We start from the raw sequence: 19,901 nt of genomic DNA, 5'->3' as shown, positions 1-19,901 counted from the left end.
GAGGCCGATGATGATACAAAGAAGAGGAAAAGGTAAGATAGTTCTAGTAAAGATGTTGACGCTTCTAATTGTGCTGTGTAGTATCTATTCAGGATATCAGGTGGCAACTGCTCGAAGTGTAGTAGTTCCAGTTAAAGGAGCAGATGAGTCTATTTCAGAGAACGAAACAGTGGTTACGAATTTAGCAAACGTACTTAGTAGTACTCGTGTGAATGTTACAGATGATATCTTTACTATCTTAGAGATTGTTCCATATCGTGGTATGGGGGAACTAGGGTATATGGTTGGCGGCTGTGAACCTATTGATTTGGCTAAACTAACAACAAGAGACTATGATGGCTATACTAGTTTTTTGGGTGAGATGTTATTAGTAAGGGATACCTATGTGGAAAAAGAGACATTAACGAAGAAAGACCAAGATGAGTACAAGGATTGGTCTGATGTTTATGTAGCAAAACAAGAAAAGGGAAATTTTAAATCCGTTGAACCATATACGGGCGAGTATACATTGGAGAACCGTGATCAATACGTTGTCGATCAAAACAAGCACGGTTATTATAACACAAGATTGAATAAGTTAGTTTTTAATAAGAATCTATACGGTAAGATTGTTAAAGATAATAATGTAAATGCTTGGTTTTATCCAGAAGATGATGCAAGTAAGTATACCGCATTTGATGGAACCAAATATACAGTAGCCAATGCAGTGAAGAATGAGACGCATACAGGGGATTATGAGTACGATAGATTGAAGGATCTATTTGTTCTTAATAAGGGAAACGGAACGTATGATGTACAGTTTATGCCATATTCATCTCAAAGAAATCAAAAAGTATATTATATGGCTTCTGAATACGAAGTCGTAGATGATTATTCGGGTGAATATACGGGGGAGATAACATATGTTAATGCACCAGATACAGATCGTGATGGTAGACCAGATGGACGGTATAACAAAGTAAAAACAGAGAATTATGTATTCGTAGGACCAGGAATGGGGAGTTATAGTTTTATCCCTGAAGCTAAGCTTTCAGATACAACTACACAGACTTATCTGGTTTATAAGAAGTATTTCTGCCGAAAGGGTGTTGAGTATACGAACGCGGAGTGGTTTAAGCGATATGCTATGCGACTAGATGTATCTGAATGGGATGATTGTAAGATAGAGGTGATAACGCGTACACCGAGTGAAGTGAATAAGGATCCATCATTAATTACGAAAGCAGATATGTTGTTTTTATCTCCAACACAACAGAATATGGCTTATGTTGGCTTATGGGAGTTCTTTGGGAAAGATAAGGAGGCACTTGGCGTAACGGAAGCTACAAGGTATACGGTGAGTGATTTGGCTAACAATGGGTTGCCAATTAATCTAACTGGTTTGAAACCAGGTAAGACCCTTCCTACCTTTATTGATAACGATTTGAATTGGAATGTAACCTACCAGTTGTTCAAACGAATCGGCATTGAACAAGATTTACCAACGGTACTTAATTGTGTAATGTATGAAAATAATCGTACAGAGTTAGAACATTACCCTAATTCAACTAGTAATAATTGTGCCAAGTTATATCTTATGTTAAGACAGTGGAATCCACAGATTTTTTATGAGAATTTTTTTGAGACAAATCTGATTAAAGAAGGGACATTCAAAGGAATTACAACAGGAGAATATACGGCTAAAGTAAATGATGCTAGGTACATATGGCATAGTCAAACGTTCTTGCCTGCTTTACCGAATGGAGTGTCAAACCCACTGGATTACTATACTAGTATTGGTATCGATAACCCATATATGAACGGAAACGAAAGTGTTGTTAGTAACATCTATACATTTAATGGTGATTGTATCGTAGATAATAATTTCTTGGTTGAACGAAATTACTCCGATAAATATAAATGGTTTTATAATATAAATTCCTTTCTTTTTGAAGAAGACAATGGACGAGAAGGTACTGATGAAGAGCTTAAAAAAGTTACCCTTTCAACTGCGGATATCTTCTATTATTTATTAAAATATAAGAAGGTTAATTTGAATAAAACAGAACTTGTAGTGCTTGACCTTGAACCATGTAATGACTTCAAATTAACGGAAGCAGATGTAAAAAATATGATAAAAGGGTATACAGGCGCAGTGAAAATTGTTAAGATGACCACAGCGGAATTCAATGGCAAGATTGAAGATTTGAATAAAGAGTACGACATGATTTATATGGGACTGAATACTGGTATGTTCAATACGAATTCCAGTGGGAATACAGTATATAATGACACCGCACTAAATGGTAAGATATATCTCCATGTAGGGGATAAAATGGTGGGGGGCTTTGCTTTAATGGGATTAGTTAAAGACTACAACGAATATCGTTTTAGTGGGAATGATATTACTGCAATTAAAGAAAGGGAGTTGGTGGAATATATAAGTGCAGGATATCCCGTTGTTATGGCAAATGATTTATACACGCTTAATACTAGTAAGATAGATGCTTATAGTAATATCCATCATTTTGTTAAGGTGAATAAAGTAGGGAATAAGAATATACTGAATTTGGAATCCTTTCGTGATATGCAAACTAAAGTGAATGCTAGTAGTCAGCTTAAAAAGTATCTTTCAATAGAGAAGCCAAAACTAGATTTTACTATTATACCAGCAATGTATGATGATAAATCAGATACATATTCAACAGAAAGAAAACTTAGCTATAAATTCTCAATAGGGGATTTGAAAGCAGGAGAGAATGATAAGATTACCTATACGGTTAAGCTATACATTGATGGGAATGCTGATGGTAGGTATTCAACAAACGAACTACAAGCCAATATGACAAAGATTAAAGCAGGGGAACAGATTGAATTACAGAAGACATTACCATCTTCCTATGTTGGTATTGTACCGTGGAAAATAGTTGTTTACAGGACTGATAATCCTAACATACGAAGTAATCAAGTTGGTTATTATGCTATTAAAGGGAATAGTAACGAGAAAAAAGTGCTGCAGATTTTACAAATTACGTCAACAAAGTACTCTATGTATAATTGGACGGGATCAACAATAAATCTACAGGAAGAATTAAAGAATAGTAACACGCTATTCTCAAAGTATACGAAAAATCTTAATGACTTTACGTTAAAAATTGAAACAATTGATGTGAATGGCTTTGTAGATAAGTATAAGGGATTTAAGGATGGTAAATCAAATAAGTACATAAAAGATAATCCGAATTCTGTTGATCAATTATCAAAATATGATATGTTGATTTTTGGATTCGGCGATAGCTATTCAGATATTAGTAATGAAAACGGTGCGTTAGATAACGTAACTGCCTTCATTGATAGTGGTAAAAGTGTACTGTTCTCTCACGATACCACATCTGTAGACAACAATCCCGAAAGTATGGATAATGGGCAAACCCATACGAAAGGAGTTATTAATTGGGGATACAACATCAATAAATATTTTAGGAATAGTTTAGGTATGGATCGGTATGGAGTAACGGTAGCAAATGAAGAGAGAAGCGGTAAGGATGTTGCTTATAATCCTAATGGAAGCATCCATAAAGCAATTCAAGGTTATACCTATTCCGCATTGATTCAATATGGAGTAGTGCCTGGTGATAGATGGAATTCTATTACGTTCCCAGCAAATCAATTAAGTCCTTTCAAAGGCTTGAATGTAAAAGATAGTAGATCCAAAGATTTTCCTGAATTTAATTATTATGCTACCAATTCAATTACTAATGTCAATCAAGGCCAAATTACCGAATATCCATATAATATACCAACACCGTCATCTCAGGATATAGCAAAGATGGCTGTAGCTGAAACCCATGGCCAGTACTATGAACTAGATTTAGAGGATCCAGAGATTGTAGTTTGGTATTGTTTATCAAACAGTAATAATGATTCTTATGACTATCGTTACAATACCCTATACAGTTCCTCTCCAAATGATGTTCGTAATAACTATTATATCTATAATAAAGGGAATATAACCTATACTGGTGCTGGACACCGTTACTTTGGGAATAATGAATATGAGGTAAAACTATTCATTAATACTATGGTTGCAGCATATCGTGCTGCTATTTCAGCACCTGAGATTTCAGTGACGAATGGATTTGATAACGAGGATGGGGTCAGTTTTGTTTACGTAGATAGCGATTTTACTGAGAATTCTTCAGTTTCCAAGGAAGAGGATATGGTGAAGATTTCATTCACTGTTAAGGATGATAGCATTGTATCTAGTACAGCTAAGATTCAACTCTTAGAGGAGAGTGGAGAGGTGAATAGCCTGATCGTATACGATGAGAATGAACAGGTAGTTCCAGATAATAAAGTCAATACCTTCAAGAATAAAGATGGCGATCTTTATGAATACTACATCTTATATCCAAGAAAGAAATTAGACGGGAAAGAATCCGTGAATCTATTAATCACCGCGGATAATTCAAAGATTAAATCCAGTAAAAAAATCACACTAATAAGAAGGAATTTATTTAATTTGAATTAGATGATACAGTTCTGTTGCATAGTTATTTCAGTGCTGTGTACACGAATTGAAACCAAGGGATAATCTTCTTATAGTGATAAAGTATGAGGCAGTTAGAAGTCTTCTTTCTACTGTCTCATACTATTATGTTGGTGCCATATCAGACTAAAAGAGTATTGTTACTTCCACTAAGATGTAGTAGAATGATAATAGTTATTAGTAGTAGTAATCCTCTACAACAAGAGAAGGAAGTGGCAAGATGCAAGCCTATTCAAATCGTTCGTTATTTGAGATAGCCCGCGAGAATTATAAAACATTAAAAAAACATTGCGAAGATTTACTAGAAGAGGGGTATTGGGAAAAACCATCTGAGATTTTGAAACAATCTGTTTTTGATGTGCTTGACATCTATGTACAAGCAATTTTAGTAAGTTATGCAGTGTTTAGTAAGCATTATATGAGAGAAGATATAGAGTTCCTACTTTCAACGGTGGATAGTAATCATTTTGGATTGCATCCGGAGAAATGTATTGAAGATACAGTGGTGGCACAAGTTGAGCGTATGCTTGCTTCACCACCTATTTTGTTGCAATTGTGTGATTTACGAGATAAGGAGAAGGGAACGCGTTGTGCAGAGACTTTCTTTGAGACTTTAATTAATATTGTATTAGCTATGGCGTACTTGAATAGCTCAAAAGATCGTTATGTAATACAATTTATACAAGAATATTATAATAAAAGTCATATCTTTATTAGTACAAGAATGAATTGCGACTATATATTAGATGAAAAATATGTTTTCCGTAAGATTTGTAGTGAGATGTTTAAAACTGGAGTGCATATGAAAGCAGAACAGGCAATCCACCATGAAGCAATTGTTGGTGGATTGTATAAGAATGTGGAGAATCAGTTTACCGCTAGAGATGCATTGGAACTAATAAAAGCAGAGGAATCAGAAAGCATCCGGGAAAATGATATAGAAAATCAAGAAGTCATAAATCAAGATGTGGTTTGTGAACAAGTAGTAAAAGAGAATACCTATGAAATTAACGAAACGCAAACGCAGCAGGAACAACAAGAGCGATTGACTCAACTATTAGAAGAATTGAACACCTTGATCGGTTTAGATGGGGTGAAAGAAGAGGTGAATTCTTTAATTAACCTAATAAAAGTTCGCAAGATGCGTGAGAAGTTTAACATGCCTGTTATGGACATGTCCTATCACATGGTTTTTACGGGGAATCCGGGTACCGGAAAGACAACTGTCGCTCGAATTGTAGCAGAGCTATACAAGGAATTGGGGCTCTTATCAAAAGGAAACCTTGTAGAGACGGATAGGGCTGGATTAGTTGCAGGCTATGTTGGACAAACTGCTATTAAAGTTACAGAGATAGTAGAGAAAGCCATAGGTGGAGTGTTATTTATCGACGAAGCGTATTCGCTTACGAATAATACAAGTGGGAATGATTTTGGCAATGAAGCGATTGATACACTTGTTAAATTAATGGAAGATCACAGAGATGATTTCGTAGTGATTGTCGCTGGATATAAGAAAGAGATGGAAGGTTTCTTGAAGGCGAATACAGGGCTAGTATCAAGATTTAATAAGTTTATTGAATTCAAAGATTACACAGAAGAAGAATTAATTGATATCTTGAAGATGATGGCAAACAAATCAGCAATGAAAATTGATGAAGAGGCGATTTCTTATGTTACAAAGCAGCTTGATAAGATGACGAAAGCGGCAAAGAATCGTTTTGGTAATGCAAGAGGTATCCGTAATGTATTCGAAAAGATTATTACAAGCCAGGCAAATCGACTTGTAAACTATGAGGATCCAACAATAGATCAGTTACAACAGATTATATATGATGATGTGGTGGACGTAATATAAGTACTGAAATAATGCATTAACTCATAAGATACTACTAGAAAGGCATAGTAGGAGAAGAGAATATGCAGATAAAATGGAAACCATTAGCATGTAGTATAACCATACCGCTAGCATTTGGTTTGTTAGTGGGATGGTTAACAAAAGATAGCATGGACATCTATGAACAGTTGAATAAGCCAGCTATGGCCTTGCCAGGCTATGCTTTTTCAGCTGTCTGGTTAATCCTATTTGTTCTTATGGGGATATCATCTTATATCATATATGTATCGACTTCACCTGAAAGAGAGAAAGCAATGCGATTGTATGAAATCAATTTGCTTTTAGTTTTTATATGGCCAATTATCTTTTTTTTATTCCAATCGTATTTCGTGGCATTTGTAATTGCGATTATATTATGGGGTGTTGCGTTCACTATGGTGAGTATGTTTACACAGATTTCTAAGTTTGCTGGGTGGATTTTGCTACCATATTTTATATGGGTGACTTATGCAGCTTATCTTAATCTGCAAATACTAATGTTAAACAAATAAAGGTTTATGAAGAGTTACAAAAAGATAGAATATTTGTAAGGGTTAGTATATAAAATAAAGTAAGAATGTTTCAAGGAGACTGTCCTTGCGTAAAAAAATTACTTCCATAATTATATGCATTATTGCCATAGCAGTTATTGCAATGCTATATTATCCTATGGTAGAGGAACAAGTTAAAGGTTGGCCACAATACAAGCAACCGAAAGATGCCGTTACATACACTATGAATCGTAATGAGAATAGGTTAAGTCAGATTGATTATCAAGATGATTTAATAATAGAAGAAGTGGCAACTGTTACGAAACCGATTATAGATGAGAAAGCAAACATACAATTGAATGCTAGGGCAGCTTGTCTAATGGATGCCTCTACCAATAGAGTACTGTATGGTAAAGAAGTAGATAAAGAGATGCCAATGGCTAGTACGACAAAAATCATGACATTAATTGTGACACTAGAAAATGCAAATTTAGAAGATGTTGTAACCGTATCTAAGAACGCTGCAAGGCAACCAGATGTACAACTTAATATGCAAACTGGAAACCAGTTCAGGCTAGAGGATTTATTGTATTCCCTTATGTTAGAATCTCATAATGATACAGCAGTAGCGATTGCTGAACATGTAGGTGGAAGCGTGGAAGGCTTCGCGCAGATGATGAATGAGAAGGCAAAAGAATTAGGATGTACGCACACTAATTTCGTGACGCCGAATGGTTTGGATTCCAGTACAGAGGAGCATTATACGACGGCAAGAGAACTGGGGATTATAGCAAGCTACGCTATCAAGAATAAGAAGTTTTTAGAGATAACCAATACTCCAAACTGGTCATTTAAAGAACTTAAAACTGGCTCTTCTTACGCAGTTAGCAATAAGGATCGCTTCTTATATATCTATGATGGAGCCATAGGCATCAAAACTGGATTTACGAACAAAGCAGGGTATTGTTTTGTTGGTGCAGTAGATAAGGAGGATAGGACATTTGTTTCAGTAGTGTTAGCAAGTGGCTGGCCACCGAATAAGAATTATAAATGGTCAGATACAACAAAGCTTATGGATTATGGAACAGAGAATTATAAGGTTCAGGAAATCTTTGATGATACCAAGCTATATGATCCAATCTTCGTAAGAAAAGGAAAAGAGAGTTATGCAGACTTATATTGTGAAGGAAGTCTTCAGTTGCTTTTAAGCAGCCAGGATGAAGTTAAAGTTGTTTATGAAATTACAAAAGAAGTAGAAGCACCAGTGAAACCAGATGAACAAGTTGGTGTAGCAAGGTATTATGTTAATGATGAATTGGTAAAAACTTTTCCGATTAAAACTTCAACGAGCATTGAGAAAATTGATCATGAATTTACTTGGAATCAAGTGCTTAATTTATGGTTCGCAGTAAAAACTAATATGGAAGAATAGTTGAATAACCAGAACGATTAACGTAGAAAAATTAAATATTATGAACATAATCCCAGTATATAATGTAATTATTACATTATATACTGGGATTATTTGGTATGTTTTATGGGCATTCTTTAAAAGAGTATATTGGTACTGAGATTGTCTATAGGACTTAATGAGAGTATGAATACAATTTAGGGGAAGCAGAAACAGACACTGAATGTACATATATACTAAAAGATAGAGAGCTTATTCAGGATCAATAAGTCATATTGCACAGTTCTGGAAGTGTATAATTACATTATATGAAATTGTAAGCAATTATTGATTGACAGTCAACAAAATATAACAAAATATTGTGAAAAAAGGCAGGATTTATGAACAATTTGCTAAGATTCTATTGATAAATTCATTGAACTGTTATACAATTAGAATTGGCAGAAAATTGATTTTACTTAATATAATATAAAATGGAGGGCTGAAAATGAGTACTACAGCACAATTGTCAGCGAGAGAAAGAATATTATCTTTGCTAGACGACAATAGTTTTGTTGAAGTAGGTGCGATGGTAACTAAAAGAAGCACAGACTTTAACATGCAGCAGAAAGAAATTCCTGCAGATGGTGTAATTACTGGTTACGGAGTTATTGACAGTAATCTAGTATATGTATATAGCCAAGACCAGACAGCTTTAGGTGGTTCCGTAGGTGAAATGCATGCCAAAAAAATTGCTCGGATCTATGATATGGCTTTGAAAGTAGGAGCACCGGTAATTGGTCTTATTGACTGTGCGGGTCTTAGACTTCAAGAAGCAACGGATGCGTTAAACGGTTTCGGTGAACTTTATTTAAAACAAACACTAGCATCTGGTGTGATCCCTCAGATTACTGCAGTACTTGGTAATTGTGGTGGTGGGGTAGCTATTTCTTCGAATTTAAGTGATTTTACATTTATGGCTGAGAAGGATGCAAAAATATTCGTCAACTCACCAAATGCTCTAGATGGAAATTATATGGAAAAATGTGATACAAGCACAGCTAAATTCCAAGCAGAAGCTGGTGTAGTTGATGTGGTTTGTGAAGACGACGAAGCTGTACTTGCTAGTATTCGCCAGTTAGTGACAATCTTACCTTCTAACTATGAAGATAACGATTCTTATGTTGAATGCAACGATGATTTAAATCGTCTTGTACCAGCTCTTGGTACTTACTTAAAAGATTCTGCAATAGCTCTAAAAGAGATATCTGATGATAACTTCTTTTATGAAGTGAAATCTGCTTATGCAAGAGAGATGGTTACCGGTTTCATTCGTCTTAATGGAATGACTATTGGTGCTGTGGCTAATCGTGCAGAGATTCTTGATGAAGAATTGAAAGCAGTAGAAGAATTTGACGGTTCTTTAACAACGGCTGGTTGTGAAAAAGCAACGAGTTTTGTGAATTTCTGTGATGCATTCAATATCCCAGTTCTAACTTTAACAAGTGTAAAAGGCTATAAAGCTACAACTGAAGAAGAAAAGACTATTGCGAAAGCGGCAGCAAAATTAACATATGTATTTGCAAATGCAACTGTTCCGAAAGTAAATGTTATTGTTGGGGAGGCTTATGGTAGTGCTTACGTAACAATGAATTCAAAACATATAGGCGCCGATTTAGTTCTTGCATATGAAGATGCAATAATTGGTATGATGGACGCAAAATCTGCAGCACAAATTATGTATGCGGAGGAAATTAATGCTTGTAGTGATGCAACTTCTATGATTGATGAAAAGACAAGAGAATATGCAAGCCTCCAATCCAGTGTAGAAGCGGCTGCTAAGAGAGGCTATGTTGATAACATTATTTCAACAGAAGCTACAAGAAAACAACTCGTTTATGCATATGAAATGCTATTTACAAAGAGAGACAGCCGTCCAAGTAAAAAGCATGGTACGGTTTAAAATGAGGTAAAAGCGTGAAAAAATCTTTCACGCGGAGATTTGTGCTTCGCGCAAAGTCTCCATACTTTGAAAGGGGCATGCGTACTAATTATGAAAAAGAAACTAGTGCTATTTTTATTTTTGATTATTTGTCTGTTTGCTATAACAGCATGTTCATCGAAAAAAGAAGCAGCTACATTTGAATACGATGAAGCGATGGTAAAGGAAACAGCAACTCAATGGCTGGACTCATGGAATCAGACGGATTTTTCTGGATATGATGATGCAACGTTAGAAGGACTTGTTTCTTCTGGTCAATTGGATGAAGCATCAAAAAAAGTATTCACTGCTTGGAGACAGACACAATCGGATATCGGTGCTTTTGTGAAAGTTAAAGATGTTGTGATTGAAGAAGCGGGTGATATGATTACAGTAGTATTCACAGCAACTTATGAAGGAACTAAGAATAATGTTGTTTTCAAAGTACCTTTTGATTCTACATTGAATGTTAACTCTACTGCGATTACTGTGGAGGAAACCGAGGCTTTTGGTGGCAAGATGGAATCCGCTTTACTTAATACTATAATAGGTATGGGAACGGTATTCGTTGTATTAATCTTCATATCGTGTTTAATTGGAATGTTTAAAATCATACCTAAGATTCAAGCGAAGATGGAAAAGAGACAAGAAGAAGACTTTAATGTTGTAACTGCTATTGATAATACGGTATCTCAAATCGTTGAACAAGAAGAATTAGAAGAATTGGTTGATGATGGTGAATTGGTAGCTGTTATAACGGCTGCAATCATGGCTTCTATGGCATCGAATGGAGAAGAAGTCCCAGCAGATGGTCTTATTGTTCGTTCTATTAAGAGAACAAACTCAAATAAATGGAAGAAAGCTTAAGTTTAGGAGGAATAATCACATGAAAAATTATACAATTACGGTTAATGGTAATGTTTATGAAGTATCTGTTGAAGAAGGCATATCAGGAGCGGCACAAACAGTGTCTACACCTATAACAAAGGCAGCAGTTCCAGTAGCACCCAAAGCGGTAGCTCCAGTAGCACCTGTAGCGAAAGCAGCGGCACCAGTAGAAACTAGGGAAGCAGCTCCAGTAGCACCGAAAGCAGCGGCTTCAGCTGGTACTCAAGGAAGTGTTAAGGTTAACGCACCAATGCCAGGTAAAATACTTGAAGTAAAGGCTAATGCAGGACAAGTAGTTAAGAAAGGTGACGTATTAGTTGTTCTTGAAGCAATGAAGATGGAAAACGAAATAGTTGCTTCTCAAGATGGAACAGTAGCTAGCGTTAATGTAGAAGTTGGAAGATCAGTAGAAGCGGGGGATATATTAGCTACATTAAACTAGATTTGCATGTTTCAAGTAACTTACCATAAAGAAAATTGGGAGGTAATATTTAAATGAACGACATTTTAACAATGTTAGAGAACTTGGTTGGTCAATCAGGCTTTGGTTCTTTAACAATCGGAAATTACCTAATGATTGCGGTTGCGTGCTTTTTCCTATACTTAGCGATAAAGAAACAGTATGAACCACTACTGTTATTGCCAATCGCATTTGGTATGCTGTTAGTAAATTTATATCCACCAATTATTCAAGAAGGGGGATTGTTATATTATTTCTATAAACTTGATGAATGGACAATCCTACCTTCGTTAATATTCTTAGGGGTTGGCGCTATGACTGATTTTGGGCCGTTAATTGCTAATCCTAAAAGCTTCCTTCTTGGAGCAGCAGCACAGTTTGGAATCTTCTCTGCTTATATTTTGGCCATTCTTATGGGCTTCAATGGAAAATCAGCAGCAGCTATTTCCATTATCGGTGGAGCAGATGGTCCTACTTCAATCTTCTTAGCGAACAAATTAGGTCAGACTACATTATTAGGACCAATCGCTGTAGCCGCATATTCTTATATGGCGTTAGTACCAATTATACAACCGCCGATTATGAAGTTATTAACATCGAAAAAAGAACGTGCGATTAAGATGGAACAGTTAAGACCAGTATCAAAATTGGAGAAAATCTTATTCCCAATAGTGGTTACAATTATTGTTGTATTAATTCTTCCAACTGTAGCTCCTCTCGTTGGTATGCTTATGTTAGGTAACTTATTCAGAGAATCAGGAGTTGTTAAACAACTTGTTGAAACTGCGTCCAATTCGTTAATGTATATTGTGGTAATCTTACTTGGTACTTCTGTAGGAGCAACAACTAGTGCAGAAGCTTTTTTGAATACGGATACAATTAAGATTGTTATCCTAGGATTAATTGCATTTGCAATTGGCACGGCGGCTGGTATCTTATGCGGTAAATTAATGTGTAAGTTAACAGGAGGTAAAGTTAATCCATTAATAGGTTCAGCAGGTGTTTCTGCCGTACCAATGGCAGCTAGAGTTTCACAAAAAGTGGGGGCTGAAGAAGATCCTACAAACTTCTTATTAATGCATGCAATGGGACCGAATGTTGCTGGTGTAATCGGTACAGCAGTAGCCGCTGGCACATTTATGGCAATATTCGGCGTAAAATAGATTTGTGTTAGAACACCTAGAAATTCTACACTGTGCAGAACACATAGGTATACTTTATATACTAGAAAGATTAACTAGGTTGAATAGTATTAGTAATAACAGGAGGTAGAAAAATGGCAGAACAAGTCAAGAGACCGGTTAAGATTACCGAGACTATATTACGTGATGCACACCAATCATTAATAGCTACAAGAATGACAACTAATCAGATGCTTCCAATTATCGAAAAGATGGATAAAGTCGGTTACCATTCTGTTGAGTGTTGGGGTGGAGCTACATTTGATGCATCCCTTCGTTTTTTGAAAGAAGATCCATGGGAAAGACTTAGAAAGTTAAGAGAAGGTTTTAAGAACACAAAATTACAGATGTTATTCAGAGGTCAGAATATCTTAGGATACCGTCACTACGCGGATGATGTTGTAGAGTATTTTGTTCAAAAATCCATTGCAAATGGTATTGATATTATCCGAATCTTTGACTGCTTGAATGATATACGTAATCTTGAAACAGCAGTTAAAGCAGCGAATAAAGAAAAGGGACATGCACAAGTTGCCCTTGCTTACACTTTAGGTGAGGCGTACACGTTAGATTACTGGACGGATATGGCTAAGCGAATTGAAGAAATGGGCGCTGACTCATTATGTATCAAAGATATGGCTGGTCTATTAGTTCCATATAAAGCAACGGAATTGGTTGAGACGTTAAAAGGAGCAACATCACTTCCAATTCAACTTCACACACACTATACATCAGGTGTAGCATCCATGACATACATGAAGGCTATTGAAGCTGGTTGTGATATCATAGATACGGCAATGTCGCCATTTGCTATGGGTACAAGCCAACCTGCAACGGAAGTTATGGCTGAAACCTTCAAAGGAACGGAATATGATCCAGGATTTGACCAGAATCTGTTAGCAGAAATCGCTGATTACTTCCGACCAATCAGAGATGAAGCATTGGATAGCAAATTACTAAATCCAAAAGTTATGGGTGTTGATATTAAGACATTATTATATCAAGTTCCAGGTGGTATGTTATCTAACTTGGTATCTCAATTAAAAGATGCGCATCAAGAAGATAAATACTATGATGTATTACAAGAAATTCCTTGTGTTCGAAAAGACTTTGGTGAGCCACCGCTAGTAACTCCTTCTAGTCAAATCGTTGGTACACAGGCTGTACTTAATGTTTTAGCTGGAGAACGTTACAAGATGGTAACAAAGGAATCAAAAGCGCTTCTTCGTGGTGAATATGGTCAAACAGTGAAACCATTCAACCCAGAAGTACAAAAGAAAGCGATTGGAGATGAGAAAGCAATTACTTGTCGTCCTGCTGACTTGTTAAACCCAGAACTTAAGACAATTGAAGCGGAGATGGCTCAGTGGAAAGAACAAGATGAAGATGTATTAACCTATGCTTTGTTCCCACAAGTAGCTACGGATTTCTTTAAATATCGTCAAGCTCAAAAAACCAAAGTAGATATAACGGCTGCGGATACAGCGAGTAAGGCTTATCCTGTATAATCAGTAGAATAAAGGCAGGAAAGTTGTACTTTCTATAAAGGGAAAGCTCCTTACAGTATTCAAGTGAGTACTGTGGGGAGCTTCCTATATTAATAAATATTGCATAGCGCATTTTGCGTTATAGTACGTAAACTATAAGAATTCCTTTAAACTTTCTACATTCTTTTCTTCGAATTTAAGAAGATCTTTCATTAAATCAATAATCTTTTTATCAGCATTTGTGTATTCTTTGATTTTTCTAGTAGCTTCAATAATACCCATGGTACTGCCTGTAATCAACATTTCGGAAATATGAGATGCGGACTTATCCGTAAGTGTCTGCATGTTAATCATTATATATGCTTTGAATTTGTCCATTTGACTAATTCCTTTTTCATCACCACCTAAATCCGTAAGCATATTACGAGCCTTTTGGTTTATCTCTCGATATTCTTTTAATTGAGATTCAAGTTGTTTTTTAAAAGAGTCATTATCTACGATTTCTAGGATTTGTCCAATTGTCTGTATTCCCATTTGAGAATTTTGAAAAATATAGTTTAAAAGTTCTGTATTTGTATCCATGTAATAACCTTCCTTTAACAATGTAGTACTTTTAGTATGCGTATATATTTTGTAGCTATGCAAACTGTTGCTATTAATATACAAAGTACTAACGTCTTAGATGGAATACACAATTGTTTTAGTAATGAATTCACATGATAATAATGAGAATTGCTAGCATGTATAATACTGCTTCCTATACAGTATTATTCATGCTACTTATAATAAGATTTTTATTAATAATAAAATTAGTACAACAATTATTATTGGGCGAACAATCTTTTCTCCACTCTTTAACACCATTCCAGAACCAAGATAATTACCAGCCATACTGAAAAGTGCGGCACAAAGTCCAAGTGGAATTAAAAGTTTTCCATTGATAAAGAAAGTAATAAGTGCAGCAATATTAGATGCAAGATTAATAAACTTAGTATTTCCACTAGCTTTTTTTACATCTATCTTGGCCAAGCCTGTGAGAGCTAGGACAAGGAAGGTACCAGTTCCAGGTCCATAGAAGCCATCGTAGGCACCTATTATGAATGAAACTATCATAGCAATTGTATATTGCTTTTTAGTAGAGACTGAAGAATGTTCAGTAACTTGCACGGTATTCCTTCTGAATACAACAAAATAGGCTACAATTGGTAACGCGAATAGTAATAAATATTTGATATACTGATCACTTACCAGTAGGATTAGTCTTGCACCAATGGATGAACCAATAAGAGCGGAGACCACTGTTGGAAGAATCAGGCGCATAATAACCGTTTTATTCTTAAGAAATCGTATGCAAGCGACAAGGGTTCCACAAGAGGAAGAGAGTTTGTTGGTTGCGATTGCGTTATGTGCAGGAAGTCCCGCAAGTAGATATGCAGGTAAGGTAATGAGTCCGCCACCTCCTGCAATGGAATCAACAAAGCCACCTAGGAAAACAAGGGGGCAGACGATAAGAAACATATGTAATGTGAGTTGCATGAGTGTATCCTTTCAGTATGTATTCGGTATGTAATAGAACTGGTTATTTAAGAACTATTCTGATTATAATAATTATGACTACTTATGTCAATTTGCTGTTGACGGGTTTTCAACGAACTAATCTATTGATAAAATATAGGCATAGACTAGTGATAAAATTTGAACATAGAGATATGAAAATATGAATATAGAGATTTGATTAAATATAAAAGAAAATTATATACTTGACAAATATATACTTCGAGAGTAGAATTAAATTACTTCGAATGAGGAAGTAATGTGAAATATTTAAGAAAAGGGAAGTAGTGTATGACAAATACTGATAATATTAATTTGGAAACTATGTTGTTTGGTTATATTGATAAGATAAAGATATTGTTTACAGCAGATTTATGGAGTAGTGAGATCTTTAATTGTTCAAAGAATGAACTGTTTATCCTTTTGCTATTATACCAAAAAGACGAAGTTAATATGAGCCAGATAGCTCAACATATCGCAGTTCCCCTTAATACAGCAACTGGTATTGTTGCCAGAATGGAAAAACGCGAACTGGTAATAAGGCAAAGAAGTAAAGAAGATAAAAGAATTGTTACTATAATGATGACAGACCAAGGAAAAGAGCAGATTGCATTTATTATTAAAAAAATCATTAATTATGGGAATCTGATTTTTGATAGTTTTACTTCAAAAGAAGTTGAACTTACTTTTCGCATTCTTGATAAGATAATTAAGGTGTTATTAGATGAACAGCTAAGATGTGAGAGTGAACAGAAGGAAGAGACAAAGATTCGTAAGATTACAATTGAGTAATATAATTTGGCATTGTGAGAATGTAATAACAAAAACAATGCCAATAATTATAGATAAATACTTCGGAAATCGAACTATTCAACGAACGAAATAATAGGAGGGTTATGTATGAAAAGGATATTAATTTTTACAGGTAAGGGTGGAGTAGGAAAGACAAGTGTGGCCGCTGCACATGCTGTTAAATCAGCAAAAGAAGGTAAAAAGACGATTATAGTAAGTACAGATATGGCTCATAATCTGGGGGACCTGTTTGACATGAAGATTGGAAGAGAGGAAGTGAAAGTAGCAGATAACTTATACGCATTAGAAATTGATCCTGATTATATGTGTAAGAGCGAATTTAGACATATGATGGACGCTATATCTAAGATGATTTCATCACTTGACAAAGGAGACAAGGAACTTGACTCATTTACAATGTTGCCAGGAATGGATGAACTGTTTTCTTTATTAAAGATTCAGCAACTATATGTAAACAGCGACTATGAACGAATTGTAGTAGATTGTGCTCCTACAGGGGAAACACTAGCATTGCTCAAATTTCCTGAACTGCTTTGCTGGTATATGGATAAATTCTTCCCAATTGGTAAAATTGCAATGAGAATATTGTCTCCTTTTTCTAAAAAATTATTTCAGGTTCAATTACCAGATGGTAAAGCAATGAGTGATATTGAAAAATTATATGTTAAGCTTATTGAGTTACAAGAATTATTAAAAAACAAAGAGGTTTCTTCCGTAAGACTAGTTACTATACCTGAAAAAATGGTGATTGAAGAAACAAAGCGAAATTACATGTATATGAATCTATATAATTATAACGTAGATGGTATCTTTGTAAATCGTATTCTACCAACACAGATTGACAATCCTTTCTTTAAAGAGTGGATTCAAATTCAGAAAGAATATTTAGAAGAAATAAAAACAAGTTTTGATCGAATTCCAATATATTATATTCCTTGGTATGATACGGATTTGCTTGGAATTGATTCAGTGAATCGTATTTGCGAAGATGCTTTCAAGGAAAGCAAAGATTTGTTTGCAATTAAGGCGGATTTGGAGGGAGAGACATATGAACAGACAGAAGAGGGATATGTATTAAAGCTGTATTTACCACATGTGGAAAAGAATCAAATAGATGTCCGTCTATCTGGAAGTGATGTGATTGTCAAGATTGGTAACTATAAACGTAATATACCAATGCCAAATGCTTTACGAACAATGAATGTAACGGCGGCAAAATTCGAAGATCAGACGTTAAATATCACATTTGAGTAGTTTAGCCATTGATATATCTAATGTACTACACAAAGTTTTATTACTCTAAATAAAATCAAGCTTGAAAGGAGTCAAGGACTAATATGAATGAAATGTTTATAACAAAAATGATACAGTCCAAAAGGTTAGAGAAGGAAGCATTAAAATCCATATTACCAGAGTTTATGGTATCTCATCTTGATGTGATTGAAGATGAGCTGATGGCAATGATGAAAGAGTTCGCAAAGGATGCGACAGAAAAAGCCGTAGTAGGCTATTCGAAAGCTTCTAAGATCTATAAGGAAGCTAAGGAAGAACAAACACCAGATAGGGATCAACATACAGAGGATAGGAAACAGACCAAAGCATATAAATCAAAAGTTAGTAGTATAACAATTGAGTAGGAAGGTATAGAAGAAAATTGAATTGGTGGAGAGGGTTATAGGTTATCTTTATCAACCTAAATAAATTATATAAGGAGTAAGTATTAATATGAGGATTGTATTATATACAGGAAAAGGTGGAGTTGGAAAGACAAGTGTTGCTGCGGCAACTGCTGTTAAAGTAGCGGGGGAAGGTAAGAAAGTTCTAATAATGAGCACGGATCAGGCACATAGTCTGGGGGATTCATTCGGGGTACCCCTTACGAATGAACCTATGGAAGTGGCTAAGAATCTGTGGGCGCTTGAGATTGATTCCATAGTCGAAGGAGAGAGAGCTTGGGGAAACATGAAGGAGTATATGAAGCAATTTCTGACAGCAAAAGCAGAGGGAGGAATTGAAGCGGAAGAATTGCTTGTATTTCCTGGTTTAGAAGAGTTATTTTCATTGTTTCGTATTACGGAAATACACGAACAGAATCAATATGATTTGCTTATCGTGGATTGCGCCCCTACTGGGGAAACATTATCCCTTCTCAAATTCCCAGAGATCTTCGGAAACTTTATTAGAAACGCACTTCCTATGAAGAAAAAAGCAACTAAGATTGCGGGACCTATGGTAGAGAAGGTGATTAAAATACCGATGCCAAAGGAAAATGTATTTGATGACATTGAGGCACTAGATAACAAGTTGGAGAAATTGCAAACGATCATGATGGATAAATCGGTTACAAGTATTCGAATTGTAACAACTCCAGAGCGAATTGTTATTAAGGAAGCAAAGCGTAATTTTACGTGCTTACATTTATTTGGTTATAACGTAGATGCAATTATAGTGAATAAAGTTTATCCAAGAAGTGCATTAGACGGATATTTTAGTAAATGGATTTCCCTACAAGAAGAAGGGTTAAAGGATATCAAGGAAAGTTTTGATCAGATACCATTATTTACGTTAGGGTTGTTGGATAGTGAACTTAAGTCCATGGACACATTAGAGAAAGCTTCTGAGCTAATCTATGATAAAAGTAATCCTATTGAGGTTTTGTTTCAAGATAGGATATTTGAAGTAAAGAAGGATCAGGAACAATATGTATTGGCACTTAACCTTCCTTTTGCAACAAAAGATCAGTTTGAATTAAGTCAAAAGGGGGACGAATTGCTATTGCAAATTAATAATGAAAGACGATGCTTTACATTGCCAGATATTCTTAAGGGAAAAGAAGTAGAAGGCGCAAGTTATGAAGAAGGTTGGTTAAACATTCGATTTGCGATATAAATTAATATTTTTGTTAATAAAAGTGCTATATAGGTTTCGGAATAACAAATATATGAGGGAGCAGATGTGTCATGCATCTGCTTTTTTGTGCGACAGGCAGTCGTACCAGTTCTAACTACGGTTAGGACTATTTTGTGTATTAAGAACAGCGATTACGATGCGGATGCAAGAACGAATCAAGAGTTCTGAAAGCAAGATTTCTCTGGAGTGAAAATCTCCACCCGTGAGCACTGGTGCAAATCGGGAAGTCTAATCTAGGGCATTATCGTAAGGTGGTGTCTGAAGGAGATGCGGAAAGTCGAGAGACCCGTAGACGGTTTAGCAGACCGAAACGAAAAGTGAAGCACATGTTGCGGCAGGGCAAGT

Annotated in this window: 15 protein-coding genes; 13 read left to right on the top strand and 2 right to left on the bottom strand. The window is 35.5% G+C overall.

Annotated features, from left to right (window positions below; genetic code table 11):
• The first annotated feature begins 10 nt into the window (after positions 1-10).
• The 9 genes from BUB90_RS06305 (at position 11) to BUB90_RS06265 (ending at position 14,300) form a co-directional block, all read left to right on the top strand.
• A complete protein-coding gene (locus tag BUB90_RS06305) occupies positions 11-4,510 on the top strand; it encodes a DUF5057 domain-containing protein (protein ID WP_073284752.1) in 4,500 nt (1,499 codons plus the stop codon).
• Between the two features lie 238 nt (positions 4,511-4,748).
• Positions 4,749-6,383 carry an AAA family ATPase gene (locus BUB90_RS06300; protein WP_073284749.1) on the top strand — a complete coding sequence of 545 codons (1,635 nt, stop codon included), beginning with the start codon at positions 4,749-4,751 and terminating at the stop codon, positions 6,381-6,383.
• 62 nt (positions 6,384-6,445) lie between these two features.
• Complete coding sequence (locus BUB90_RS06295; RefSeq protein WP_073284746.1) at positions 6,446-6,913, top strand: TspO/MBR family protein; 468 nt, start codon at positions 6,446-6,448, stop codon at positions 6,911-6,913.
• Positions 6,914-6,998: 85 nt separating this feature from the next.
• The gene (locus BUB90_RS06290) at positions 6,999-8,324 is read left to right on the top strand and encodes a D-alanyl-D-alanine carboxypeptidase family protein (protein ID WP_073284743.1); all 1,326 of its coding nucleotides are present in this window, start codon (positions 6,999-7,001) and stop codon (positions 8,322-8,324) included.
• A 466-nt stretch (positions 8,325-8,790) separates the two neighbouring features.
• Positions 8,791-10,245 carry an acyl-CoA carboxylase subunit beta gene (locus BUB90_RS06285; RefSeq protein WP_073284739.1) on the top strand — a complete coding sequence of 485 codons (1,455 nt, stop codon included), beginning with the start codon at positions 8,791-8,793 and terminating at the stop codon, positions 10,243-10,245.
• 90 nt (positions 10,246-10,335) lie between these two features.
• Positions 10,336-11,130, top strand: a complete 795-nt coding sequence (locus BUB90_RS06280) for an OadG family protein (protein ID WP_073284734.1) — start codon at positions 10,336-10,338, stop codon at positions 11,128-11,130.
• Positions 11,131-11,149: 19 nt separating this feature from the next.
• The gene (locus BUB90_RS06275; RefSeq protein WP_073284730.1) at positions 11,150-11,593 is read left to right on the top strand and encodes a biotin/lipoyl-containing protein; all 444 of its coding nucleotides are present in this window, start codon (positions 11,150-11,152) and stop codon (positions 11,591-11,593) included.
• 53 nt (positions 11,594-11,646) lie between these two features.
• The gene (locus BUB90_RS06270; protein ID WP_073284727.1) at positions 11,647-12,774 is read left to right on the top strand and encodes a sodium ion-translocating decarboxylase subunit beta; all 1,128 of its coding nucleotides are present in this window, start codon (positions 11,647-11,649) and stop codon (positions 12,772-12,774) included.
• A gap of 113 nt (positions 12,775-12,887) precedes the next feature.
• Positions 12,888-14,300: an oxaloacetate decarboxylase subunit alpha gene (locus tag BUB90_RS06265; RefSeq protein WP_073284724.1), complete on the top strand. Its 1,413-nt coding sequence runs from the start codon at positions 12,888-12,890 to the stop codon at positions 14,298-14,300.
• A gap of 132 nt (positions 14,301-14,432) precedes the next feature.
• Here the strand turns inward: BUB90_RS06265 and BUB90_RS06260 are convergent, their stop codons facing one another.
• Together BUB90_RS06260 and BUB90_RS06255 are read right to left on the bottom strand one after the other, a co-directional pair.
• Positions 14,433-14,861 (bottom strand): hypothetical protein, encoded by a 429-nt coding sequence (locus BUB90_RS06260; RefSeq protein ID WP_073284720.1) that lies wholly within the window; start codon positions 14,859-14,861, stop codon positions 14,433-14,435.
• Positions 14,862-15,059: 198 nt separating this feature from the next.
• Positions 15,060-15,815 (bottom strand): sulfite exporter TauE/SafE family protein, encoded by a 756-nt coding sequence (locus tag BUB90_RS06255; protein WP_073284717.1) that lies wholly within the window; start codon positions 15,813-15,815, stop codon positions 15,060-15,062.
• A 309-nt stretch (positions 15,816-16,124) separates the two neighbouring features.
• On the opposite strand from BUB90_RS06255, the gene BUB90_RS06250 reads away from it, so the two are divergent.
• The 4 genes from BUB90_RS06250 (at position 16,125) to BUB90_RS06235 (ending at position 19,535) form a co-directional block, all read left to right on the top strand.
• Positions 16,125-16,625, top strand: a complete 501-nt coding sequence (locus tag BUB90_RS06250) for a MarR family winged helix-turn-helix transcriptional regulator (protein ID WP_073284714.1) — start codon at positions 16,125-16,127, stop codon at positions 16,623-16,625.
• A gap of 108 nt (positions 16,626-16,733) precedes the next feature.
• Positions 16,734-17,900: an ArsA family ATPase gene (locus BUB90_RS06245; protein ID WP_073284711.1), complete on the top strand. Its 1,167-nt coding sequence runs from the start codon at positions 16,734-16,736 to the stop codon at positions 17,898-17,900.
• A gap of 83 nt (positions 17,901-17,983) precedes the next feature.
• Entirely contained in the window at positions 17,984-18,283 is a 300-nt protein-coding gene (locus tag BUB90_RS06240; RefSeq protein ID WP_073284707.1) for a hypothetical protein, read from the top strand.
• Positions 18,284-18,371: 88 nt separating this feature from the next.
• On the top strand, positions 18,372-19,535 hold the full coding sequence (locus BUB90_RS06235) for an ArsA family ATPase (RefSeq protein WP_073284704.1): 1,164 nt from the start codon (positions 18,372-18,374) through the stop codon (positions 19,533-19,535).
• The last annotated feature ends 366 nt before the right edge of the window (positions 19,536-19,901 follow it).

It is taken from the genome of Anaerosporobacter mobilis DSM 15930, from assembly GCF_900142955.1.
Taxonomy (GTDB): domain Bacteria; phylum Bacillota; class Clostridia; order Lachnospirales; family Lachnospiraceae; genus Anaerosporobacter; species Anaerosporobacter mobilis.
This window is presented reverse-complemented; position numbering and strand designations above follow the sequence as displayed.

Excerpts from the sequence above, each read along its gene's own strand:
- BUB90_RS06305 (WP_073284752.1), top strand. The coding sequence starts at position 11 with ATGATACAAAGAAGAGGAAAAGGTAAGATAGTTCTAGTAAAGATGTTG.
- BUB90_RS06300 (WP_073284749.1), top strand. The coding sequence starts at position 4,749 with ATGCAAGCCTATTCAAATCGTTCGTTATTTGAGATAGCCCGCGAGAAT.
- BUB90_RS06295 (WP_073284746.1), top strand. The coding sequence starts at position 6,446 with ATGCAGATAAAATGGAAACCATTAGCATGTAGTATAACCATACCGCTA.
- BUB90_RS06285 (WP_073284739.1), top strand. The coding sequence starts at position 8,791 with ATGAGTACTACAGCACAATTGTCAGCGAGAGAAAGAATATTATCTTTG.
- BUB90_RS06280 (WP_073284734.1), top strand. The coding sequence starts at position 10,336 with ATGAAAAAGAAACTAGTGCTATTTTTATTTTTGATTATTTGTCTGTTT.
- BUB90_RS06275 (WP_073284730.1), top strand. The coding sequence starts at position 11,150 with ATGAAAAATTATACAATTACGGTTAATGGTAATGTTTATGAAGTATCT.
- BUB90_RS06270 (WP_073284727.1), top strand. The coding sequence starts at position 11,647 with ATGAACGACATTTTAACAATGTTAGAGAACTTGGTTGGTCAATCAGGC.
- BUB90_RS06265 (WP_073284724.1), top strand. The coding sequence starts at position 12,888 with ATGGCAGAACAAGTCAAGAGACCGGTTAAGATTACCGAGACTATATTA.
- BUB90_RS06260 (WP_073284720.1), bottom strand. The coding sequence starts at position 14,861 with ATGGATACAAATACAGAACTTTTAAACTATATTTTTCAAAATTCTCAA.
- BUB90_RS06255 (WP_073284717.1), bottom strand. The coding sequence starts at position 15,815 with ATGCAACTCACATTACATATGTTTCTTATCGTCTGCCCCCTTGTTTTC.
- BUB90_RS06250 (WP_073284714.1), top strand. The coding sequence starts at position 16,125 with ATGACAAATACTGATAATATTAATTTGGAAACTATGTTGTTTGGTTAT.
- BUB90_RS06245 (WP_073284711.1), top strand. The coding sequence starts at position 16,734 with ATGAAAAGGATATTAATTTTTACAGGTAAGGGTGGAGTAGGAAAGACA.
- BUB90_RS06240 (WP_073284707.1), top strand. The coding sequence starts at position 17,984 with ATGAATGAAATGTTTATAACAAAAATGATACAGTCCAAAAGGTTAGAG.
- BUB90_RS06235 (WP_073284704.1), top strand. The coding sequence starts at position 18,372 with ATGAGGATTGTATTATATACAGGAAAAGGTGGAGTTGGAAAGACAAGT.